Origin of the sequence: Spirosoma sp. KNUC1025 (assembly GCF_045160025.1) — a bacterium.
Lineage (GTDB): Bacteria > Bacteroidota > Bacteroidia > Cytophagales > Spirosomataceae > Spirosoma.
Window position 1 is genome coordinate 3,208,156 of the sequence record NZ_CP087139.1, and the last position, 23,179, is coordinate 3,231,334.

General features: G+C 49.4%; 22 protein-coding genes and 1 pseudogene. 13 read left to right on the top strand and 10 right to left on the bottom strand.

Annotated elements, in window-relative coordinates; translation table 11 throughout:
* Window positions 1-11: 11 nt before the first annotated feature.
* A complete protein-coding gene (locus tag LN737_RS13875) occupies window positions 12-2,057 on the top strand; it encodes a glycoside hydrolase family 127 protein (RefSeq protein ID WP_405519763.1) in 2,046 nt (681 codons plus the stop codon).
* A 12-nt stretch (window positions 2,058-2,069) separates the two neighbouring features.
* Here LN737_RS13875 and LN737_RS13880 read toward each other — a convergent pair whose 3' ends face one another.
* Together LN737_RS13880 and LN737_RS13885 are read right to left on the bottom strand one after the other, a co-directional pair.
* The gene (locus LN737_RS13880; RefSeq protein WP_405519765.1) at window positions 2,070-2,645 is read right to left on the bottom strand and encodes a PIN domain-containing protein; all 576 of its coding nucleotides are present in this window, start codon (window positions 2,643-2,645) and stop codon (window positions 2,070-2,072) included.
* The gene (locus tag LN737_RS13885) at window positions 2,642-3,091 is read right to left on the bottom strand and encodes an excisionase family DNA-binding protein (protein WP_405519767.1); all 450 of its coding nucleotides are present in this window, start codon (window positions 3,089-3,091) and stop codon (window positions 2,642-2,644) included. The genes LN737_RS13880 and LN737_RS13885 overlap by 4 nt, the downstream gene beginning before the upstream one ends.
* Before the next feature lie 138 nt (window positions 3,092-3,229).
* On the opposite strand from LN737_RS13885, the gene LN737_RS13890 reads away from it, so the two are divergent.
* The 5 genes from LN737_RS13890 (at window position 3,230) to LN737_RS13910 (ending at window position 9,127) form a co-directional block, all read left to right on the top strand.
* Complete coding sequence (locus LN737_RS13890; RefSeq protein WP_405519769.1) at window positions 3,230-4,093, top strand: restriction endonuclease; 864 nt, start codon at window positions 3,230-3,232, stop codon at window positions 4,091-4,093.
* Between the two features lie 53 nt (window positions 4,094-4,146).
* The gene (locus LN737_RS13895; protein WP_405519771.1) at window positions 4,147-5,721 is read left to right on the top strand and encodes a Na+/H+ antiporter; all 1,575 of its coding nucleotides are present in this window, start codon (window positions 4,147-4,149) and stop codon (window positions 5,719-5,721) included.
* A gap of 236 nt (window positions 5,722-5,957) precedes the next feature.
* A complete protein-coding gene (locus LN737_RS13900; RefSeq protein ID WP_405519772.1) occupies window positions 5,958-6,875 on the top strand; it encodes an AraC family transcriptional regulator in 918 nt (305 codons plus the stop codon).
* A 153-nt stretch (window positions 6,876-7,028) separates the two neighbouring features.
* Window positions 7,029-7,913: an NAD(P)H-binding protein gene (locus LN737_RS13905; protein WP_405519774.1), complete on the top strand. Its 885-nt coding sequence runs from the start codon at window positions 7,029-7,031 to the stop codon at window positions 7,911-7,913.
* 206 nt (window positions 7,914-8,119) lie between these two features.
* A complete protein-coding gene (locus LN737_RS13910) occupies window positions 8,120-9,127 on the top strand; it encodes a glycoside hydrolase family 43 protein (RefSeq protein WP_405519776.1) in 1,008 nt (335 codons plus the stop codon).
* Between the two features lie 103 nt (window positions 9,128-9,230).
* Here the strand turns inward: LN737_RS13910 and LN737_RS13915 are convergent, their stop codons facing one another.
* Complete coding sequence (locus LN737_RS13915) at window positions 9,231-9,842, bottom strand: Crp/Fnr family transcriptional regulator (protein ID WP_405519777.1); 612 nt, start codon at window positions 9,840-9,842, stop codon at window positions 9,231-9,233.
* A 111-nt stretch (window positions 9,843-9,953) separates the two neighbouring features.
* Here LN737_RS13915 and LN737_RS13920 point away from each other — a divergent pair, with 111 nt between their 5' ends.
* Complete coding sequence (locus LN737_RS13920) at window positions 9,954-10,838, top strand: SDR family oxidoreductase (protein ID WP_405519779.1); 885 nt, start codon at window positions 9,954-9,956, stop codon at window positions 10,836-10,838.
* 284 nt (window positions 10,839-11,122) lie between these two features.
* Here LN737_RS13920 and LN737_RS13925 read toward each other — a convergent pair whose 3' ends face one another.
* Window positions 11,123-12,103 carry a GlxA family transcriptional regulator gene (locus LN737_RS13925; protein WP_405519781.1) on the bottom strand — a complete coding sequence of 327 codons (981 nt, stop codon included), beginning with the start codon at window positions 12,101-12,103 and terminating at the stop codon, window positions 11,123-11,125.
* A gap of 142 nt (window positions 12,104-12,245) precedes the next feature.
* On the opposite strand from LN737_RS13925, the gene LN737_RS13930 reads away from it, so the two are divergent.
* The 4 genes from LN737_RS13930 to LN737_RS13945 all read left to right on the top strand — a co-directional run bounded on the left by LN737_RS13930 (window position 12,246) and on the right by LN737_RS13945 (window position 14,592).
* Complete coding sequence (locus tag LN737_RS13930; protein ID WP_405519783.1) at window positions 12,246-12,686, top strand: SRPBCC domain-containing protein; 441 nt, start codon at window positions 12,246-12,248, stop codon at window positions 12,684-12,686.
* A 95-nt stretch (window positions 12,687-12,781) separates the two neighbouring features.
* Window positions 12,782-13,555: an SDR family NAD(P)-dependent oxidoreductase gene (locus LN737_RS13935; RefSeq protein ID WP_405519785.1), complete on the top strand. Its 774-nt coding sequence runs from the start codon at window positions 12,782-12,784 to the stop codon at window positions 13,553-13,555.
* 119 nt (window positions 13,556-13,674) lie between these two features.
* The gene (locus tag LN737_RS13940; RefSeq protein WP_405519787.1) at window positions 13,675-14,100 is read left to right on the top strand and encodes an SRPBCC domain-containing protein; all 426 of its coding nucleotides are present in this window, start codon (window positions 13,675-13,677) and stop codon (window positions 14,098-14,100) included.
* Window positions 14,101-14,286: 186 nt separating this feature from the next.
* The gene (locus LN737_RS13945) at window positions 14,287-14,592 is read left to right on the top strand and encodes a hypothetical protein (protein ID WP_405519788.1); all 306 of its coding nucleotides are present in this window, start codon (window positions 14,287-14,289) and stop codon (window positions 14,590-14,592) included.
* Between the two features lie 200 nt (window positions 14,593-14,792).
* Here the strand turns inward: LN737_RS13945 and LN737_RS13950 are convergent.
* Window positions 14,793-14,981, bottom strand: a pseudogene (locus LN737_RS13950) (hypothetical protein); the annotation flags it as partial.
* Window positions 14,982-15,094: 113 nt separating this feature from the next.
* On the opposite strand from LN737_RS13950, the gene LN737_RS13955 reads away from it, so the two are divergent.
* Window positions 15,095-15,400, top strand: coding sequence for a hypothetical protein (locus LN737_RS13955; protein ID WP_405519788.1), 306 nt, complete (start codon window positions 15,095-15,097; stop codon window positions 15,398-15,400).
* A gap of 200 nt (window positions 15,401-15,600) precedes the next feature.
* Here LN737_RS13955 and LN737_RS13960 read toward each other — a convergent pair whose 3' ends face one another.
* The 3 genes from LN737_RS13960 to LN737_RS13970 all read right to left on the bottom strand — a co-directional run bounded on the left by LN737_RS13960 (window position 15,601) and on the right by LN737_RS13970 (window position 19,659).
* Window positions 15,601-17,724 (bottom strand): xanthine dehydrogenase family protein molybdopterin-binding subunit, encoded by a 2,124-nt coding sequence (locus LN737_RS13960; RefSeq protein ID WP_405519790.1) that lies wholly within the window; start codon window positions 17,722-17,724, stop codon window positions 15,601-15,603.
* A gap of 124 nt (window positions 17,725-17,848) precedes the next feature.
* Complete coding sequence (locus tag LN737_RS13965; RefSeq protein ID WP_405519792.1) at window positions 17,849-18,856, bottom strand: xanthine dehydrogenase family protein subunit M; 1,008 nt, start codon at window positions 18,854-18,856, stop codon at window positions 17,849-17,851.
* A gap of 20 nt (window positions 18,857-18,876) precedes the next feature.
* A complete protein-coding gene (locus LN737_RS13970) occupies window positions 18,877-19,659 on the bottom strand; it encodes a 2Fe-2S iron-sulfur cluster-binding protein (RefSeq protein ID WP_405519794.1) in 783 nt (260 codons plus the stop codon).
* Window positions 19,660-20,034: 375 nt separating this feature from the next.
* Here LN737_RS13970 and LN737_RS13975 point away from each other — a divergent pair, with 375 nt between their 5' ends.
* Window positions 20,035-21,042 (top strand): SDR family oxidoreductase, encoded by a 1,008-nt coding sequence (locus tag LN737_RS13975; RefSeq protein ID WP_405519795.1) that lies wholly within the window; start codon window positions 20,035-20,037, stop codon window positions 21,040-21,042.
* Window positions 21,043-21,147: 105 nt separating this feature from the next.
* On the opposite strand, the gene LN737_RS13980 is transcribed toward LN737_RS13975, so the two are convergent.
* Both LN737_RS13980 and LN737_RS13985 read right to left on the bottom strand, forming a co-directional pair.
* Entirely contained in the window at window positions 21,148-21,708 is a 561-nt protein-coding gene (locus LN737_RS13980) for a dihydrofolate reductase family protein (RefSeq protein WP_405519797.1), read from the bottom strand.
* Window positions 21,709-21,890: 182 nt separating this feature from the next.
* Window positions 21,891-23,153: a VCBS repeat-containing protein gene (locus tag LN737_RS13985; protein ID WP_405519799.1), complete on the bottom strand. Its 1,263-nt coding sequence runs from the start codon at window positions 23,151-23,153 to the stop codon at window positions 21,891-21,893.
* Window positions 23,154-23,179 lie beyond the last annotated feature (26 nt).

A 23,179-nucleotide genomic window follows, 5' to 3' on the forward strand; every position in this document is an offset into this window, starting at 1 on the left:
CTTTATCGGGTATGATGATCGTAAAACGCTCCCTACTCCTCGGCATTATTTCTCTGACCCTATCGGCGCAGGGAATCAATGCACAGTCGGCTCAAACCCGCACCCACATTATTCATCCGCTGAAGCTTGAGCAGGTGAGTGTGAACGACCTCTTCTGGAGTCCTAAACTGAAGGTTTGGGATGCCAAAACGGTGTACGACGTATTTGATAAACTGGAAGGGACCTACGAACCCGACCGCAAAGACCTGATTGAGGAGAAAGCCAAACTTGGCCGGACACGTAACGCCTTTCTGAACTTTGACCTTGTGGCGCAGGGTAAAAAAAACACGGGCAACCACGACGGTCCGCCCTGGTACGATGGCCTGGTGTACGAAACCATCCGCGGGGCCGCCGACCTGCTGGCCGAATACCCCGACCCGAAACTGGAAAAGAAAATCGACGGTTACATCGACCGTATTGCTGCCGCGCAGGCTGCCGACCCGGACGGTTACCTGAATACGTACACGACGCTGGTAAAACCCGATCAGCGGTGGGGCACCAATGGCGGAGATGATAAATGGCAGCACGATGTGTACAATGCCGGAATGCTGATCGAAGCCGCTGTGCATTATTATAAAGCAACGGGCAAAACGAAGCTGCTCGACGTAGCGACCCGATTCAGCAACTACATGTACCGGGAAATGGGACCGTCGCCCAAAAAGAACGTAATACCCGGACACGGCGGACCTGAGGAAGCTATTCTGAAACTTTACTGGTTGTTTAAAGACGAACCGGCGCTAAAAGCGAAAATGAGCGTGCCGGTCGATGAAAAGCACTACTACCAACTCGCTACGTTCTGGATTGAGAACCGGGGCAATTACGGCGATAAAAATGGTCAGTATGCCCGCAAAAGTGATGAGTCGTACAACCAGGACCATATGTCGGTCTTTCAGCAGAAAACCATCGAAGGCCATGCTGTCCGCGCTACGTTGCTGGCAACGGGCGTAGCGGCTACGGCGCTGGAAAACAACGACCCACGTTACGTCGAAACGGCCAACAACTATTGGGACAACATGATTGGCAAGCGGATGTTCATCACCGGGGGCGAAGGGGCTATCGCTGACGGTGAACGCTTTGGCAAGAACTTTTTCATGCCCGAGTCGGCCTATCTGGAATCCTGCGCGGCCATTGGTTCGGCGTTTTTCAGTCAGCGGATGAACGAGCTGGAAGCCGACGGCAAATACATCGACGAACTGGAACGGGTGCTGTACAACAATCTGCTATCCAGCGTATCGCTCAAGGGCGATCATTATTTCTACGAGAACCCGCTGGTGGCGACCGATCACAAACGCTGGGCCTGGCATAGCTGCCCGTGCTGCCCGCCCATGTTGTTGAAAATGGTGTCGGCCATGCCGGGTTTCATCTACGCCTACGACAAAGATGCTGCGTATGTGAACCTGTTCATCGGTAGCCAGGCCGACCTGAACGTAGCGGGTACCCGCGTCAACCTGAAGCAGGTGACGCATTACCCCTGGAAAGGCGAGTCGGTGATTGTCGTGAATCCGGCGGCTACCAGGGCGTTTACGGTGAAGGTTCGGATACCGGGCTGGGCGCACAGTCAGGAAAATCCGTTCAACCTGTACACGTCTACCGTAGGGGAGCCAGCAACGTTGAAAGTAAACGGAAAAGCTGTAGCGGTGCAGCCGCAGAACGGCTACGTAGCAATCAACCGAACCTGGAAAAAAGGCGACCGTATTGAATTGAGCCTGCCAATGCAGCCCCGGATTGTTTCGCCCAGCGATTCGATTCAGACCATCAAAGGCAAGGTCGCGCTGGCATCCGGCCCTATCGTCTACGGACTGGAAAGCCTCGACAACCCCAGCCTGAACGACCTCACCCTGCCTGCTACTACGTCCCTGAAACTAACCTACAAACCCGACTTGCTGAACGGCGTCAACGTAATTACAGGACAGGCCACTGATAAAAACGCAAAGCCCGTAACGTTCACCGCCATCCCCTTCTACACCTTCGGCAACCGGGGAACTTACCCGTATAAAGTGTGGGTAGCGGAGAAGTAGAAAGTGAATGAATCATTGTGGTAATGAAAACGCGAGGCCATCTGCCGTTTTTTCCAGTCCGGCTTTTCGTAAAGTCTGGATGACTTCCCGAGCGGTCTTCGGGGGATTTTTTAAATTAGCTACTTGTGAATAAAAAGCTTGTGTTACGGCTTCTGGATGAAGCTCAAACAGAGCGGTGATAAACTCATCAGGATGCTGAGCTTCTATGTCGTATTGACTTAAATAGTCATTGGGGAAATCTTTGAGATTAGCCGTCACAATGACTTGCACCTGACCAAGTATGGCGGCCGCCAGTATATGACAATCGTCTGGATCAGGCAAATTGAGAGAATTCATCAGAGCTTCATAATAGTGAACGGTTGCATCTGGAAAAGCACTGTTCATTGCTCTGGTTGTCCGTAGAAGTTGGTCGGCAGTTAAGTCAGGCCGATTGAGCAATAAATTTCGAGTCCATTCTTCGTGAATTCTGTCTGTCCATTTAGGCATATATAGCCCGGCATCCGCCAAGTGCAGCAATAAATCACGTATTGGAGCAGGGTAAAGCACGCAGGCATCCAGCAGGGCTGTAAGCTTTGAAAATTGAATCATTCGTAACCCAGGTTAAGTTCCTGCGCCTGTTGGGTTAAAAACTGTAGATTTTCTTGGCGCGTCTCCTTTTGCTGGTTGGCATAAATCAATAAATCCTCCAGCAAAATACGTCGGTGACTCCCCACTTTCTTAAACGGTATCATCCCTGCCTTTAGTAGTTTGACTACGTGCGGTCTTGATACGTTCAGCATATCAGCTGCTTGCTGCGTACTAATTTCTGAATCGGAGGGGATAAGGGAAATCGCCTTTCCCTGAGCCATACTAGATAGGATGACGGCTAGTAGATGCAACGCTTTATCAGGTATGGTGATTGATAATGAATTAGCCTGAATTTGAATACCTCCCTGCTCCGGCTCTTTCTGGGCGATTGCCTTTGTAAACAACGGAAGTGATTCGCGAGCTACCTGCTGGTCCTGTAAAGTGGGTCTTTCAACAACGGCTTCCATAGGTTTCTGAACTTTGTACAAGTATAATAAACGAAATAAACGAAACAAAGTTCTTGATCTACTTCATTTACCAGGAAGTAGATTGCCGCAATTGAGTTGTGTATATTTGGAAGTTAGCATAAACTTCCACACGCCTTCATGCCAGAACTATTCAAGTATAAACACGACGACTTACTCAATCCGACATTAGCGGCTCTACATAATCTGGGGGGCTCAGGTTCAATAGAAGAAATTGAAGAAGAGGTTGCGAAGAACTTAAGGCTGACAGACGATCAAGTAAACGAAATCCATAGAGGCAATACTAGCAAACTATCTTATCGCCTGGCTTGGGCCCGAAATTATTTAAAGCGATATGGACTTTTAGAAAATTCATCCCGTGGTGTTTGGGCTTTGACGGAGAGCGGTTTAAAAACACCTTTAGTAGACCAGGAGACAGTTAAAAGAAAAATTGTTTCGGAAGACAGGCAACAACGACTTAAGGGCAAAACAAAATCAAACGATATTCCGGGCGAGGCTGAAGTAGACGAAGAACTACAGAAATACTCCTGGCAAGAGCAATTAATCGAAGAACTTCAAAAAATTAGCCCGTCTGCCTTTGAGCGCCTATGTCAGCGCCTATTACGTGAACTTGGATTTCAAAATGTTGAGGTAACCGGACGATCAAACGATGGTGGAATTGATGGAAGAGAAACACTGCGGCTTGGCGGTGTTTTATCATTTCATGTAATTTTCCAAGCCAAAAGGTATAAAGGAACAGTATCGCCATCAATCGTAAGAGACTTTAGAGGTGCAATGGTAGGGCGTGCTGATAAAGGATTAATTATAACTACTGGTAATTTTTCGAGAGAGGCAAAACGAGAAGCTTCTCGAGACGGCGCCCCTCCGATTGATTTAATGGATGGAAATGACCTTGCTGAAAAATTAAAAGAATTGAAACTTGGGATTGAAGTTGAATTAGTAGAGAAAGTTCTCATCAAATCTGACTGGTTTAAAAGCATATAGAACTTGTGTTATTATATGGCTTTGGCACCAACTGTACCCTAATTTTTATAAAGATGCTTGAACAGGTTACGTTTTATCTGGGGATGGTGCTGGTCATGTTGCTGTTGATCATCCTGGCTCAGAAAATAAAAGTGGCTTATCCGGTGCTGCTGGTCGTGGCTGGGCTGGCCATAAGCTTTGTCCCCGGCGTACCGATGCTCGACATGGACCCGGAGCTGATCTTCATCATCTTTTTGCCTCCGCTGCTGTACGAGGCTGCCTGGTCCGTTTCCTGGAAAGAACTCTGGAAATGGCGACGTATCATTCTTTCGTTTGCCTTTCTGGTTGTCTTTGTTACGGCCTTCAGCACAGCTCTGATTGCCCGTCATTATATTCCCGGCTTTACGCTGGCGCTGGGTTTTTTGCTGGGCGGCATCGTGTCGCCCCCCGACGCGATCAGCGCGGCTGCCATCATGAAATTCGTTAAAGTCCCCAAGCGTATTTCGTCTATTCTGGAGGGCGAAAGTCTGCTCAACGACGCGTCCTCGCTGATTATCTTTCAGTTTGCGCTGATAGCTGTATCTACCGGTACGTTTGATGTGCGGGATGCCTCGCTTAGTTTTTTGTGGATGGTGATTGGTGGCGTAGGCATCGGTCTGCTGGTTGGCTGGCTGTTGATGAAAATTCATAAACTGCTCCCTACGGACGTCAATATCGATATGGCCCTGTCCATTCTTACGCCCTACGCCCTGTACATTGCCGCCGAAAGCGCGCATAGCTCGGGGGTACTGGGGGTGGTATGTGGTGGGCTGCTGATGTCCTACAACCGATACGAATTTTTGAGCGGCCGATCCAGAATAAGAGGCTTCAATTTTTGGGAAAGTACGTCCTTTATCCTGAACGGACTTGTCTTTATCCTGATCGGGCTCGATCTGCCGCAAATTGTTTCCGGGCTGGGCCATACCAGCATTAAGGAAGCGATTAGCTATGGCGTACTCATTACGGTGGCCTTGATTGTTGTCCGGATTATCTCCTGCTATGGGGCCGTCGTCACAACCCTGATAATGCGAAACTTCATAACCGTTGCTGACAGCTCAAATCCGGGCTGGGCGTCGCCCCTGTTCCTGGGGTGGACCGGTATGCGAGGGGTGGTCTCGCTGGCAGCCGCCTTGTCCATCCCCATTCATATGGGCAACGGAGCTGCTTTTCCGCAACGTAACCTGATCCTGTTCATTACGTTCGTTGTAATTCTGCTGACCCTTGTTGTTCAGGGTCTTACGTTGCCCACGATCATTAGAAAATTCGGTTTTGTGGAACGGGATTATACCAAGCCGGAAGAGAAGGTCGATGCGTTCATTGAAAAAGAGCTTGCTGCCCTGGCCGTGCAGTACATGCGCGAAAACCTGAGTGAGGCCGAACTGAAACAGCCCGTTTACAAAAAGCTAATGGATCACAGTTCCCGCAAACTAGCGGGCGATGAAGCGTTTACGCTCAGTGAGCCGGTCAAAGACCTTTACCAGCATATTCTGGACCGGCAACGGCAGTGGCTGGTCGATAAAAACCGACACTCCATGACCCTCGACGAAGACATTGTCCGTAAGCATCTTTATTACCTCGACCACGAAGAGGAGCGACTGTTTCTGCGTTGAATGATAGAACCATACCCGTACCAATTGCCTGACAGGGAGGTGTGTTTACTTTTCATTCAAAACGAAACGGCTACAACAACCGTAGATTCAGCTACACACCAGCATTCAGAAATACAGACCTTTGTGTAGCAAATGAAGGATTAGTATCGCCACAAACCGACAACGGGTAACGTAACGCTGATCGGTTTGGAAAGGCAGTTGCTATCGACTTCAACTAAAAACAGACACCTTATACTATGGCTGGCACAGGACCCCTTCGGTTTAAAACGATCACCGAATTTCATCAGTACAGGGGCTTACCAAAACCGGAGCACCCCCTCATCAGTGTGATCGATATGTCGTCTGTTCAGCAGGCACCTCCCCATGAAGCGAATCTGGTCAAGGACTTTTACTCCGTTGCTCTGAAACGGAATCTCAATGTCCGGATGAAGTACGGTCAGCAGGAATACGATTTCAACGAAGGCATCATGTTCTTCATGGCACCGGGGCAGGTATTCCGAATTGAAGTAGAAAGGGATTCGCCCGTTCAGCCATCGGGCTGGATGCTGCTGGTGCACCCCGATTTTTTATGGAATACGCCCTTAGCCAAAGCGATAAAGCAATACGAGTTCTTTGATTATGCGGTCCACGAAGCTTTGTTTCTTTCGGAGAAAGAAGAAACGACCATCACCGGGATTATGCAGGGTATTCAGCAGGAGTATCACTCCAACATCGATCAGTTTAGCCAGAACGTCATCATTGCCCAGCTGGAACTGCTACTGACGTATTCGGATCGGTTCTACCATCGGCAGTTCATCACCCGAAAAATTTCAAACCATCGCATCCTCAATCGGCTGGAAGAGTTGCTGACGGACTATTTTAGTGGCGATGAACTGGCCACGAAGGGACTGCCTACGGTTCAGTATATTTCCGATGCCTTAAACGTATCGCCTAACTATTTGAGTACTCTGCTGAAGGTATTGACCGGGCAAAGTACGCAGCAGCACATTCATGATAAGCTGATTGAAAAAGCAAAGGAGAAATTATCCACCACCGATCTGTCGGTCAGTGAAATTGCCTACGAATTGGGGTTTGAGCATTCGCAGTCGTTCAGCAAATTGTTTAAAAACAAAACGACCCTTTCGCCCCTTGATTTCCGGCGTTCCTTCAATTGAGTTCTCGTGGTGTCGGGTTCTCAAACCCGACACCACGAGACGCTTTTTAAGTCGTACAGGCGGTAATGAAACGGCTACAACAAGCATAGATTCAGCTACATGTCTGCGTTCATAAACACGGACCTTTGTTATGTAAAACAAACCAACGTGTTTATGAAAATTGTAGTAACGGGTTCTTTAGGACATATCGGCAAACCACTTACGGAAGAATTAGTACATCAGGGGCATTCGGTTACGGTCATCAGCAGCAAGGCCGAAAAGCAAAAGGATATCGAAGCCCTTGGAGCAATAGCGGCCATTGGATCGTTAGAAGACATTGATTTTCTGATCACGACCTTTTCCGGTGCCGACGCCGTATTTACCATGGTCCCGCCCAACTTCGCTGAAGCAGATCAGGTAGCGTATTACCGCCGGATCAGCGCCAACTACGTACAGGCGATTAACCAGACAGGTGTAAAACGGCTGGTAAATCTGAGCAGTTACGGTGCACATCTTGACAAAGGCACTGGTTATATCCTTGGTGCTCACTTTGCCGAAACGATTCTGGATAAGCTGACCGACGTAGCCATTACGCACCTGCGTGCGGGTTATTTCTACTATAACCTGTTCGGCTTTATCGATATGATAAAAGGTGCCGGTTTTATTGGCACAAACTACGGTGGCGATGATAAAATGGTGCTGGTAGCCCCCGTCGACATTGCTGCCGTAGCTGCTGAGGAACTGATAAAACCCGCAGGTAGCGAAACCATACGCTACGTTGTCAGCGACGAGCTTACCGCCAGCGAGGTTGCCCACATAATAGGGAATGCCATTGGCAAGCCAGATTTACAATGGGTAGTACTGACGAACGAGCAAATGAGAGCGGGCATGGAAAAGCGGGGATTGCCTCCGCACGTAATCGACAATTTTGTCGAATTAGGAGGCAGTCTGCATAGTGGGGCATTACTGGAAGATTATGAACAGCACAAGCCAACCCTGGGGCACGTAAAGCTAGACGATTTCGCCAAAGAATTTGCCGCCGTTTATCAAAACGGGTAATTAATAGTACGTCAATAAAAAAAGCTGCCTCGAAAGGGGTGGCTTTTTTTATTCGTCCAGCCCCGCCTTGTATTCTGTGCGTTTTCTTTGCCGGATAGGGTAGGTTGAGGTATAATCGCTACTGGAAATGCTTTTGGGGGTGTCTGTGAATGCTTTCCAGCGTACCCAAAACCAGTACACCTCCAACCTGAAACCCTCGACAATTCATGAAAAGTAATTGGTTGACTTTAGTAAACTGCTTATTGTTTGTGTTCACCCTGAAAGCGCAGGAAAGCCGGGTACGGGAAGTCAGAACAAATGTACCGCTGGATTCCATTACGTTGAGCGACCCGTTTATTCTGGCTGATCGACAAACAGGTATGTACTACATGACCGGAACCGGAGGGATGCTTTGGAAAAGTAAAGATCTGAAGCTTTGGGATGGTCCCTATAAGGTAACGAAAACGGATCCGAACTCCTGGATGGGGCCTACGCCGATGATCTGGGCGGCCGAAATCCAGCCGTACAAAAATAAATACTACTATTTTGCTACGTTCACCAACCGGGCCGTCAAGATTGATACCGTTAAAGGCAGGGCAATCGAACGTCGGGCCAGTCACATACTGGTCAGCGATAAGCCCGATGGTCCATACGTACCGATGAATGATCCTACCTATCTGCCCGCCGATAAGCCTACCCTCGATGGCACTTTTTGGGTTGATAAAAACGGGAAACCTTACATGGTCTATTGCTACGAGTGGCTACAGAATATGAACGGAACCATCGAAAAAATCGAATTGAAGCCCGATTTAAGTGGCTCGATCGGTACGGGTAAGGTGTTGTTTCGGGCCAGTGATTCGCCCTGGAGCCGGGAGAAAGACGACAACGGCAATGACCGGCCAAATAAAGTCACGGATGGTCCTTATTTATTCCAAACGAAAACCGGACGCCTGGGCATGATCTGGACGAGCTGGATCTATGACGTTTATACCCAGGGTGTTGCTTATTCAAAAAGTGGTACGTTAGATGGTCCTTGGGTTCAGGAAAAAGACCCCATTACGCCCCTCAATTACGGGCATGGTATGTTGTTCCGCACGCTGGACGGTAAACTGCTCATGTCCATTCATAGCCATAAAAGCGTAAATGGACGTACCGTTCGGGTTCCTCATCTGTTCGAAGCCGACCTGTCAGGCGATAAACTCGTCATCGGCAAGCCCTACACACCGGCCAATTAAATGATGTTGAATTTACGTTCTTTATATCGGCAGAACGGGAAGGGTGGTGTCAGGTTGGAGAATCTGACACCACCCTTCCCGTTCCACCGGCTTCAATCAGTAATTAGCTTTTTGCCGCTACCGCCTGTCCCTGCCGGATTCGGGTGAGCGTTTCGCGGGATACGCCCAGGTAAGAAGCTACCATATGCAGGGGTACCCGCCGAAGAATATCAGGATAAGTAGCTATGAAATACTGGTATTTTTCCTCCGCGTTGGCGCTAATATTTAGTAGAATTCGCTTCTGGGTGACGCCCATATTCTGGGTTATCAGCTTTTCTGAGAGCGTATTTATTTCTGGAATAACCGTCCGCAGGGCTTCAAAATCGTCGTGACTCCACAGAACCACGTCACTGGCTTCTATTGCGTCAATATTTAATTCAGAAGGCGTTCGATTGAAATAACTGTCCGGGTCGGTAATCCACTCATATTCAGGGGTGAATTTCATAACGTATTCACTACCATCGTTTGCTGTACCATAGGTTCTGAGCAAGCCCCGCAGTACGAATATTTTATGCTGACAAACCTCACCTTCGTGCAATAACACCTGTCTTCTGCGTACTTTTTTCAGAACAGACTTCGAGCGGATTAATTGCATTTGCTCCCTGGTAAGCCCAGGTTCGTATTGGCGGATGTAGCGTTCAAATTCGTCAAACATGATGAGAGAAGAAATATTCATGAAATAAAACAAAAAATACGGTAAAAATGTCCTCAGAAAATTGAGTCAAATGTCCTCGTTCTGAAGCAGTACGTCCCGTTAGTTTTGTATGACCAACAAAAGAAAAACTATATGCGCGTATTCGTAACGGGAGCCTCCGGGTTTATTGGCTCCGCTGTCGTACAGGAATTAGTGAATGCCGGGCATCAGGTCGTTGGCCTGGCCCGTTCAGAAAAATCAGCCCAGTCGCTCACTCAGGCTGGCGCTGAAGTGTTGAGAGGGAGTCTGGAAGACCTCGACAGTTTAAAAGAAGGTGCCGCTGACGCCGATGGCGTGATTCATACGGCGTTCATCCATGATTTTTCAAATTACGTAGCCGCTTCTGAAACCGATAAACGTGCAATTGAAGCAATGGGCTCCGTTTTGGCAGGTTCCAAACGACCGATTGTTGTGACCGGCGGTATATTAGGCTTACGTACCGATGGAAACTTCAGTACCGAAGACGATCCGGCGCCGGCCTCTGCTCGTGCTTCAGAAGCAGCGGCCATGGCGCTTGCCGAAGCGGGTGTACATGCGTCGGTCATTCGGTTAGCCCCCTCCGTTCACGACATCGGCGACTACGGTTTTGTGCCTTTCATTATCAATATGGCCCGAAAAAAAGGCGTGTCGGCCTACGTGGGTGATGGAAGCAATCGCTGGCCTGCTGTGCATCGGCTGGACGCGGCTCATCTTTTTAGGCTGGCGTTGGAGAAAGGAGCCATCGGCGCCAGATATAATGGCATCGCCGACGAAGGAATTCCTGTTCGGGAAATAGCCGAAGTGATTGGCGGGCATCTGAACGTACCCGTTGTGTCGATGCCGCCTGAAGAAGCAGCTAACCATTTCGAGTGGATGAGCCGTTTCATTGGTTTCGACAGCCCGGCAACCAGCACAAAAACCAGAGCACAACTTGCCTGGGAACCTACCCACCCCGGTCTGCTGGCCGATTTGGCGATGGGGCATTATTTTAAAAATTAATAAGCATTCCCGTTCGGAATTGCCGGGAGAGGATAGGTAAGATTATCGTCAAACGCGCAGGTAGATAATCACCCTGCATCCGGGTTTGAGTTGATCGCGTAGCGATCCGATGTTTATAGCTTTAAAAGTAATGATGACCAACTTGCCTGCCGCAGGTATGCTACAAACACTGTAGTAGCATACCTGCGGCAGGCAAGCTTAGGCAAACTAAACTATTCTATAAACGCACCATACATACGGCATGTAGCTACTTGTCGTTGTGAACGTGATGAACATTAACTTGCTTATTGCCAGGCTTCTTTGTTATACTTTGCTTTATATTCAATCGGCGACATGCCCGTGATTTTTCGGAATACTTCACGAAACGCTTTTACATCTGAATAGCCTACTTCATACATCACCTCGTTGATGGTTTTTCGGGTGGATTCAAACGCTTTTTTAGCCGATTCAATTTTTACCCGCTGGGCATATTCAATGGGCGTATTACCCGTTGCTTTGCTGAATCGCCGGTCAAAGTTTCGTCGGCCCACGGCGAATAAATTTGACAAATAGTCAATGGAGATTTTATCCTGAATGTTGCTTTCAATGTAATCCTGCGCCTTTTTCACCAGGTCGTCTCCGTGCTGTTTCTGGCCAGTAAAGATGGTAAAGGCTGACTGGCTTTGCCGGTCTATCTCTATCTGGAATAACTTGGAGCAATAAATGGCCGTTTGTCGGTCGTAGTATTTTTCGATCAGATAGATTAACAGGTTGAGAAACGAATAGGCGCCACCGTTTGTGTAAATGCCTTTTTCGTCGGTTATGAGTTTATCGGGTTGAAGTTTTACGTCCGGAAACAGTTGCCGGAACGTATCGGCAGCCGCCCAGTGCGTGGAACACATTCGCCCATCGAGCAAACCGGCGGAGGCCAGCATAAAGACTCCAGTACAGATGGTAGCTATTTCGGCTCCGCCCTTATACTGTCTGACAATCCAGTCGATTAGCGTGTCGTTACCCGCCATCGCTTCCTGTACGTTGTGATTCAGGGACGGGATAACGATGAGGTTGGTTTTGGCAATAGCGGCAACGTGGGTGTGAGGCTTTACGGTAAACAAATTACCGTCGAAGTCCACAGTCGGAGAAATACCCGCTAGTTCGATGGTGTACAGATCATTCCGGCCAGTTGCCTTCCAATATGCGTTCGCTTCTGTAAACAATTCGTACGCCCCAACAATACTGCTCAGGTTATTCCGACCGTCGGGGACAACTATGGTGATATGCTTCACAGTCTTTTTTTCGGCAAAGGTAACCGGCTAATATGTCCAGATCAACCCGCTAGATAGTCCATTTTACACCCCCTTGCTACCAAATTCAGACAATAGCTTTGTCCTCGTAAACGTATTAGCCGTTTGTAAAAACAACAATACTATGACGACAACTGATTTTTCCAGTACGCTGCTGGTCGACCAGCGGCCGGAAACCGTGTTTGATGCGATAAAGAAGGTACGCGGTTGGTGGACCGAAAACGTCGAAGGCAACACAGAGCATCTCAACGATTTCTTTGAGGTACGTTTCGACGATGTGCATTATTCCAGACAGCAACTGGTCGAGCTGATTCCCGCCCGAAAAGTTGTCTGGCTCATCACAGACAGCCGTCTAAGTTTCATCAGCGACAAAAGCGAGTGGACGGGTACCCGCGTCGTTTTCGACATCACTGAACAAGAAGGACAAACCCAACTCCGCTTTACGCACATTGGGTTGAAGCCTGAGATAGAATGCTACGGTGCCTGTTCAAATGCCTGGAGCGGTTATATGCGCAACAGTCTGTTCAATCTGATCACCAAAGGCGAAGGCCAGCCAGCTAAATAATTGAGTGAATGAGCGATTGAGGGAATATTTTGCTGTAATGCAATTGGGTATTCGCTAAATCAATCATGCACTTAACCAATCAAATCAACTGTATCATGAAAAAATTAAACGGAAAAAAAGTCGTAGTCATCGGTGGTAGCCGCGGTACGGGGTTGGCTATCGTAAAGGCATTGGTTAAGGAGGGAGCCGACCTGCTGGTTGTGAGCCGAAATCCAGCCTCACTAGCAGAAGTGGCGGCTTCGCTGCCAGGTGTACGGACGCTATCGGCCGATGCAACTGCCGAAACAACCATAGCCAGCGTTTTCCAGAACGAACCAGACCTTGTGGTGTTGGCAGCCGGTGCCATGCCACCTTACCAGCCCTTGCAGCAGTTAGACTGGGATACGTTCAGCACGAACTGGAACACGGATGTAAAAGCTGCCTATCTCATTGCTCATTACGCCCTTAATGCACCCGTTAAACCAGGTACGTTGGTGATTTTTGTTGCCAGTGGGGCGGCTTTGTTCGGTTCACCCATTTCGGGCGGATACGCTGGCTCAAAACGAACCCAGCTTTTCCTGGCCAACTACGCCCAGGAAGCCTCAAATCGGCTAAAGCTGGGACTTCGTTTTGTGGGCCTTGCACCATTGCGGCTTATGCAGGGTACCGGTGTGGGGGATGTCGTGATTCCAGCCTATGCAGCCTATAGCGGTATTTCTGAGAGCGATTTTAAGGCCAGAATGACCCTGCCTCAAACGAAAGAAGACGTAGCGCAGAGTGTGATTAATATGGCACTTCAACCCCCACCGCTTGAGGAAGGTAATATATGGTTCGTCACGGAAAAGGGGTTACTAATCGAGCCCAAACTGAAACAGCTAATGGGCGGGTAAATAACGGTTTTTATTGCGATAGTTCACTGATTTGTACATCCTATAGGTTAGCTTATTAGAGTAGTAGCGTAACGAATAATCATTTACTGTTTTATTAAGCATGAACAACGGATAGGAAGATGGGCACTCCCCTGATAAAAGAGTTTTATTATGATGCGCCGATTGAGAAAGTCTGGCGGGCTTTAACTGATAAGGATAAAATAAAGAAATGGTATTTTCCTCAACTTCAGCAATTTGATCCTGTATTTGGGTTTACATTTCAATTTGATGATGGTGCCGAATATCAAAAAGAATGGATTGTAACCAACGTGCTAGAAGGTAAAACGTTAGCACACAGCTGGGCTTATAAGGGATACCCAAGAAGTTCAGAGGTTATATTTGACTTATTTTCAGAAGGATACAAAACCAGATTAAAGGTTATGCAAACAGATCTGGATAGTTTTCCAACTCACCCGCATTTCACCAGAGATCGATTTGACCGGGGATGGGACAATCTTCTTGGACACAACCTGAAACATCTTCTTGAAGTCAGTAATAATTCCTGATTACAAAAAAGTAATTTCCTGAAATTGAACGAATTGAATATACGTTTCGGATTAACTATACAACCGTTAGCGACATTCAAAAGATTAGCTCCCAATGGCTTAATTATCTGTTCTAATCCAGCTAAAAAAGGCGGCCAATTGTCGATATTTACCAGGTAATTTCGGCTGTAGTACGTATTATAAGGAATGGTTTGGCAACTGAAAAACAAACAAATGAACGACTCAAAAAATCAAGCAGAGAACTCAACGTCACCGGCAGATACTACGCCTAAAGTAACAGGAATTGGCGGCATTTTCTTTTTTGCCGACAATCCGCAGGAAACGAAAGAATGGTATGCCAAAAATTTAGGGCTTGACATTAACGAGTATGGTTCAACATTTGAATTCAGAAATGCTGATAGACCTGACGAGATAAACCAGCTTCAATGGAGCCCTTTCAAAAACGGAAGCGACTATTTCGCACCGTCGAAAAAGGAATTTATGATCAATTAGCGCGTTCAAAACATCGAAGGACTTGTTGATAAACTCAACGCAAACGGCGTAACTATCCTTGATAGCATTGCGAGTTACGACTATGGAAAGTTTGTCCATATCATGGACGCAGAAGGCAACAAGATTGAACTGTGGGAGCCGGTTGGCAGCGTTTAGCAGCACACAGGTAATAAGCTGGTAAGGTGCTGTAAGCTGTTACTCTACAGCACCTTATCGGGCGTAATGGGCAGGTCCCGAACGCGCTTTCCGGTGGCGTTGAAGACGGCGTTGGCGACGGCGGCCGCGACGGCTACAATCCCCACTTCACCAATGCCTTTAATGCCCATCGTGTTGACGTGCTCATCTTTCTCGTTGATAAAAATAGCGTCCAGCTGGCCAACCGTTAGCGACATTCAAAAGATTAGCTCCCAATGGCTTAATTATCTGTTCTAATCCAGCTAAAAAAGGCGGCCAATTGTCGATATTTACCAGGTAATTTCGGCTGTAGTACGTATTATAAGGAATGGTTTGGCAACTGAAAAACAAACAAATGAACGACTCAAAAAATCAAGCAGAGAACTCAACGTCACCGGCAGATACTACGCCTAAAGTAACAGGAATTGGCGGCATTTTCTTTTTTGCCGACAATCCGCAGGAAACGAAAGAATGGTATGCCAAAAATTTAGGGCTTGACATTAACGAGTATGGTTCAACATTTGAATTCAGAAATGCTGATAGACCTGACGAGATAAACCAGCTTCAATGGAGCCCTTTCAAAAACGGAAGCGACTATTTCGCACCGTCGAAAAAGGAATTTATGATCAATTAGCGCGTTCAAAACATCGAAGGACTTGTTGATAAACTCAACGCAAACGGCGTAACTATCCTTGATAGCATTGCGAGTTACGACTATGGAAAGTTTGTCCATATCATGGACGCAGAAGGCAACAAGATTGAACTGTGGGAGCCGGTTGGCAGCGTTTAGCAGCACACAGGTAATAAGCTGGTAAGGTGCTGTAAGCTGTTACTCTACAGCACCTTATCGGGCGTAATGGGCAGGTCCCGAACGCGCTTTCCGGTGGCGTTGAAGACGGCGTTGGCGACGGCGGCCGCGACGGCTACAATCCCCACTTCACCAATGCCTTTAATGCCCATCGTGTTGACGTGCTCATCTTTCTCGTTGATAAAAATAGCGTCCAGCTGGCCGATGTCCAGATTGGCCGGTACGTGGTAATCGGCGAGGGAGCGCGTAACAAAATTGCCCCAGCGCGGATCAACGACCGATTCTTCCGTCAGGGCCATACCGATACCCCAGACGTTGCCGCCGATGATCTGCGAGCGGGCGGTTTTGGGATTTAGAATCTGACCAGCACCGGTCACCGCCAGAAATCGATTGACACGTACCATGCCCGTCGATTTATTCACGGCCACTTCGGCAAAATTGGCGTTGAAGCTATGGGCTGAATACTCTTCGGCGCTTTCGGGTGGTTTGCTGTCGACCCGGGCCTGGTAATCCGTTAGTTTCTCGGAGCGCATCAGCTGCGCAGCCGTCGGGCGTACGAAAAATTGTTTGCCCGACTTGGATAGCAATTCCTGCGTAATTTTCTCGCAGGCATCATTTACCGCATTGGCGTAACTGGCCGCGCCCACTGACCCCACCGCACCGGCAGCGGGTGGTAAATCGGAATCGCCAATTTTCACCTTAATCTTCTGGATGGGTAATCCCAGCGCATCGGCTGCCGTTTGCGTGAGGATGGTATACGTACCGGTGCCCAAATCCGCTGCGGCCAGTTCAACGGTGGCTGTTACGTCGTCGCCAGTACGTTTCAGCTTCACTGAAGCCGAGGTAGGACGCTGGTGGGCAGGGTACGTACCGGCCGAAACGCCATAACCAATCCAGTAATTACCCCGCTCATTCTGGCGGGGTTCGGATTTGCGTTTTTCCCAACCAAACGCTTTGGCGCCTTCCTGCAGGCACTGTACTGTAGTTCGCGACGACCAGGGTTTGCCGTTCGATGGATCGCGTTCGGGTTCGTTTTTGATGCGTAGCTCAATCGGGTCCATTTTTAGCTTGTATGCCAGCTCATCCATCGCCGATTCGAGGGCAAAACTGCCAGTCGATTTGCCAGGGCCGCGCGTATAGGTCGGCAGGATAATGTTCATGGGTACCACCCGATACGTAATAAGCGAGTTGGGCGTATCGTACATGACTTTGGAACAGTCACCACAGGGTTCGACAAACTCATTGTCAATCGCGCTATGGGTTACAATCTCATGTGCTAGTGCCGTTAGTTTGCCATCAGCTGTAGCCGCCAGGCTTACTTTCTGGCGGTTGTGCTGACGTAACCCCACCGAATTGAACATCTGCTGGCGGGTCAGGGCAAGTTTGACCGGACGATTAACCTGTTTGGCTGCTACCGCCGTCAGCGCCAGATTGGCCCATTGACCACCTTTTGAGCCAAAACCACCCCCGATGTAGGGAGTCACGATACGTACCTGCTCCGGTTTCAGATTCAGCGTGGCAGCTGCTGCACTTTGTGCGCCATTCACGATCTGCGCGCTACTGTACAGGGTCACTTTATCGCCTTCCCACTCAGCAATAGCGGCATGGGGCTCCAGCGGATTATGGTGCTCGATGGGTGTTTCGTAAACTTCTTCCACTTTAACCGTGGCCTGGCTAATCGCAGCCTGTACATCGCCCCGTTTGGCGTCGGCTTTCTCTTTATCTTTTGGCAGACGGGCTTTGTCGGCCAGTTTGTTAAAATCGACTTTAGGCTCTTTTTTATCGTAGGTTACGTTGATCAGCCGCGATGCGTACCGGGCCTGTTCGAAGGTTTCGGCCACGACAATCCCAATGTTCTGTCCGAAAAATTCAATCTCCGGACTTTGGAGCAGCGCACCTCCACGCAATCCACCATCGACCTTAAGTTTCGGCGCATTTTTGTGCGTAATGACAGCCAGCACACCCGGTGATTTTTCGGCGGCAGCCGTGTCGATGTCGCGAATGGTTCCGGCGGCAATGGTGCTTTTAAACAGAATGGCATAAGCCGGATTTTTCACCGGATGATCCATCGAATAGGCTGCTTTGCCAGTCACTTTGGCGATGCCATCAATCCGGCTGATGGGCGTACCGATCACTTTATTATCCTTCATGGAATTATTGGTCAGTAGTCATTGGTCATTTCGCTTCGCTGTCATTGGGTTTAACCGTCATTGCATTTTACACCAGTGACTGATAACCAATGACCAATGACAGCAACGCGAAATGACCAGTTGGTTAGGCTTTTCCGCCGTTCATGGCCATTTGCAGCGCCAGAACGATACTTCTGTTACCGAGTTCTACTTTAAATGCATTATGCTCTAATGGTTTGGCGTCGGCCATTTCGGCGTTGGCAGCCAGTTTGAAATTGGCTTCGGTGGCGTCTTTCCCGACCAGCATTTGTTCGGCTTTCAAGGCCCGCCAGGGTTTATGTGCTACGCCACCCATTGCAATACGGGCCTGTACGATTTTGCTGCCCTGCATTTCCAGAGCCGCTGCTACGGAAACCAGCGCAAAAGCATACGAAGCCCGGTCACGTACTTTGAGGTAATACGACTTATCGGCAAACTTGTTTTGCGGCAGTTCGATGGCTGTAATCAGTTCGCCATGCGTCAGAATCGTATCTTTTTCGGGCTGATCACCTGGTAATCGGTGAAAGTCAGCAATGGGGATACGCCGTTCCTGACCAGTTGCGCTTCGAACACTGACTACGGCATCCAGTGCCGCCAGTGCAACAGCCATATCAGACGGATACACAGCCACGCACTGTTCGGACCAGCCAAAAATGGCGTGCATCCGATTGATGCCTTCACGCGCACCGCAACCTGTGCCGGGTGCGCGCTTATTGCAGGGCATGGACACCTCGTAGAAATACGGACAACGGGTACGCTGGAGGAGATTCCCACCATTGGTTGCCATGTTCCGTATCTGTCCCGAGGCACCCGCCAGAATGGCCTGTGTTAACAACGGATAATGTTGACGTACCAGCGGATGATTGGCCGCTTCGGTGTTTTTGCCGAGCCCGCCAATCGAAATGCCCCCTCTATTGGTTCCTGCAACGATAGTTTTTATCTCACTCAGGCTCAGTTCGGAGATGTCGATAAGGGTATTGGGCCGCTCTACGTCCTCTTTCATGAGGTCCAGCAGATTCGTGCCTCCTGCAAGGAACTTAGCGTTCGGGTTTTCGGTCAGCAGTTTGCTGGCAGACGAAAGATCTTTGGCCCGGATGTACGTGAAGGGTCTCATCGGATGCGATTGGAAAAGGGTTAAACCGAGCGAAAAACCTGCTCGACGGGTTTCCCGCTGTGAACTTCCTGAATGGCGGCAACAATGTTGGGGTAAGCCCCGCAGCGACAGATGTTTCCCGACATCCGCTCTTTGATCTCCTCGTTCGATAGCTTGACCGGACCCGATGGCTGCCTGACGTTTTCGGTAACGTAGCTAACCTGGCCTTTCCGGGCTTCATCGAGCATTGCCACCGCCGAGCATATCTGACCGGGTGTACAGAAGCCGCACTGGAAGCCGTCGTGTTTCAGAAAAGCCTCCTGCACCGGATGGAGCTGAGCCCCCTGAGCCAGACCTTCAATGGTTTGCACCGTTTTTCCCTCACAGCTCGCAGCCAGCGTCAGGCACGACAGCACCCGATGACCATTCACCAGTACCGTGCAGGCACCGCACTGACCATGATCGCAGCCTTTTTTGGAGCCGGTCAAATCGAGTCGTTCCCGCAACGTATCCAGCAGGGTCATTCGGGAATCGACCGTTAGCTTGCGGGCCGTACCATTGACCTTGACTGTTACGTTGACGCCATTTTCAATGCTGGCCGGGACGAATTCGGTAGCCGATGGCTCGCTCATTGGCCGGGTCATCAGCTGCTCCGCTACGGCCGACTGGGCCGCCAGAATTCCCCCGCCCGCCAGCGTCATTAATTTGAGGAAGTGGCGCCGGTTTACGCCTGAATCGAGAATTTCGTTCAGGTCTTCAGGCATCAGGTCGGCAAACAACCGCTTTTCGTCCTCGGTCAGTTCAGGCGATTCGTGTTCGTCCATCGGGATTTATCAATTGTTGGTTGTCATTGGCGATTGGTCATTAGCCAGTGGGTTTACGTGTTCGACGCAAACACTGCTAACGAATGACAATGACTAAAACCACGCAGACTGGCTTATTGTTGGGCGAAAATTTATTGTAGTGTCGCCGTGGTGTCGGCCGCAGCCGTTCTCAAACCCGACACCGATTGCGAAGGCTAAGTGTCGGGTTTGAGAACGGCTGCGGCCGACACCACGACGTCATACAACCATGCGACCACTTACATACAAACTTCGATTGGGATAACCTTACTCTTAAACTAGTAGTTATCGCCTATATTCTACAGACCAACTGTAGATTCAATCAATTAACATCACTCAACGTAAGAATACAACATCATGAACGACAATCAATTGAGCAGACGCCAAGTTATTGGCGGAATAGGAAGTGGCTTAGCCGCTTCTGTGGTTGCCAGTCCACTCTTTGCGGCTTCCAGCTCGGAAAACCCTGGTGCGGCTGCGCCTGCAGTCCTTGTCGACCCGACGAGTAAGTACCCCAAGCCACCCTTTAATACACCGATGCAACCCTGGCCGGGTTTAGCCAGCAAAATGATTCCCCGGCCCGATCATGGCGAAACCAGCTACAAAGGTTCAGGGCGTTTGCAGGGGCGAAAAGCGCTAATTACCGGTGGCGATTCGGGTATGGGACGGGCAGCAGCTATTGCCTACGCCCGCGAAGGAGCCGACGTAGCGATCAACTATTTGCCAGCTGAAGAACCCGACGCTAAAGAGGTAATCGACCTGATCAAAAAAGAGGGCCGAAAAGCAATTGCCATTCCCGGCGACATTCGCGACGAAGCTTTTTGTAAGCGGCTGGTCGATGAAGCCGTGAAAGGGTTGGGCGGTCTGGATATTCTGGTTAGCAATGCAGCCCGGCAGCAACAGCGTGAATCCATTCTGGATGTTACGTCGGAAGATTTCGACGCGACCATGAAGACCAACATTTATGCGCCGTTCTGGATTATCAAAGCTGCGTTACCGCACATGCCAGCCGGATCGGCCATCATCGGTACAACATCCGAGCAGGCTTACGACCCTTCGCCCAACCTGTACGACTACGCGCAGACCAAGGCCGCTACCATGAATTTTGTTAAGTCGCTGGCTAAACAGTTGGGTCCGAAAGGCATCCGGGTAAATGGTGTGGCACCGGGGCCAATCTGGACACCCCTGCAGCCCAGTGGTGGCGCTACGGCGGAGAAACTGAAAAAATTTGGCGGTGATACGCCACTCGGACGCCCCGGACAACCGGCCGAATTGGCGTCGATTTATGTACAATTGGCTGCCAATGACGGAAGTTACGCGACCGGCCAAGTTTATGGAGCCGCCGGTGGTGGCGGACAGCCTTAAACGCTTATAACGTAAAACGCTTATAACGTATTGAAATCGAAAAGCCGCGTTCAGTTGATATTGAACGCGGCTTTTCAAAAGTCCTGAATGGTTCGCTAGACCAGCCTAAGCCGACTGGTAATGCAATAGAGCAATGCCAGATTCGAATGCTTTGGTTTCGACCAGTTTCAGGTTTAGTTTATTCGATAGTGCACCAAAGATCGACATGCCTTTGCCGATTGCTACCGGGTTGACAAACAGGTAATAATCATCAATCAGGTTATTCTGGATTAACGAGGAGACAAACTCGCCACCACCATAGGCAATCAGATCGCCACCCTCTTCGTTTTTCAGGGCATTAACCTCTGCGGCAAGATCGCCATTGTTTACCGTAGCATTTTTGCCGTCGATGCTTTCCAGCGTTTTCGAGAACACGACCTTAGGAGTGTCGTTCATCTTTTGGGCGCCGGGTACTTCTTCAGTGCTTTCGGCCCGCGACTGCCAGGCCGGAATAAACCCTTCGGCCAGTTTTCGGCCAAGCAGAATGGTGTCAATGGGTTCGGTGATGCTGCCGACGAAGTTCATAATATCTTCGCCCCAATTCATCGATAGCCAGTCCATCTCACCGTTTGGGCCGGCAATAAAACCATCAATTGTAATCTGTACCTGTAGTTTCAGTTTTCTCATGGTGAACAATACAATTTACTCCTATATTTCGCTTACCCCTGGCCTTCCGGGCCGAGCTGTTACGTTCTGATCAGTTTACCGATCGCTCCCTGAAAGGGGAGGAGTCCGAAGTAAATTTTCTCCCCTTCAGGGGGCGGGGGAAGAGAATCCGAGCGTAACAGCCCTGCTTGTATGGGAAAAAATTACTTTTTGATCTTATTTTCGAGCAGGAAGACGCCGTTTTTGTTGGCTACAATGATGTCAGGCTTCTTATCGCCGTTCATGTCGTGGACCGTTACGTTGAGGCCAGAACCGGAATCATTATCGATGATGTGTTCTTTATAGTAGGGCTCCTTACCGGGCGTAAACTCAAACCACATCAGAATAGCCGGATCGCTGTCGCCGGGGTCACGGCCGTGGTGCGCCAGGAATCGCTTCCCGGTGATGTAATCCTTGCGGCCGTCGCCGTTCAGATCGGCCATAATTGACGAGTGAGTCTGAGCTGTTGTATTACTCATCAGGTGTGTTTTGAAATTAATCTGCCCCTGCTCGTCAATCACCTGTTCGTGCCACCAAACGCCCAATGCGTGGGCCGATGCACTCACTACGTCGTTTTTGCCGTCGCCATTTACGTCCAGTATCTGCATGTGCGAGCAGGGTTCACCCAGATTGGCCGGATGAAATACCCAGTTGCCGGATTTTTTATCCGCCGTGCCTTCATACCAGCCTTCGCGAACCACTACGTCATTGAACCCATCTTTGTTAATGTCTCCGTAGCCGATACCGTGCGAAAAAATCTCGGTTCCTGGTACGTTCTCCTTGCTCAGCGCGAATCGTTGCCATTCGGTTTCACCCGGTTTCGAGGGCGCTTTTAGCCAGACAATCTGTTTTTTCGCCTTATCGCCACACAGAATGTCGAGCCGCCCATCGCCGTCGATATCAATAAAGCCCGGCGATTCATTCGCGATACCTACCGAATCGGCAAGGATGTGCTTCTTCCACGCAACCGGCTTGGATGCGTTCTGTGCGTTGTTTTTCGGATTCTCGAACCAGAAACCGGGCTTGCCCGGAAAATCAACAATCACTACGTCGTCCCAGCCGTCCTGATTTACATCCATGCCCAGGTTGAGAAAGGAATCGCTGTACTCTTTCCGCGGGTCATACGTTCGGGAGGGAGCCATTTCGTGACGCGTCCAGTTGGGGGCTTCAAACCAGTAGTAACCGGCCACAATGTCCATTTTGCCGTCCTTGTTCAGGTCTGCAACGGCGGCTCCTTCCGAAATAAAGTCGCGGGTGAGCGTCGTCTTTTTAAAATTGCCTTCAGGAACAGCCTGTTTGGTGGCTCGTTCGGTATTTGTATTGGCCGCCTGCTGTTCACGGACTTTTAGCAGGGTTTTATCCTGGCTGTAAGCATTGGTGAGCCAGCAGCAAAGCAACGTTCCGCTTAGTATGATTTTTGCTTTCATAATGCCATTTGGATTCTCTTTCGTAA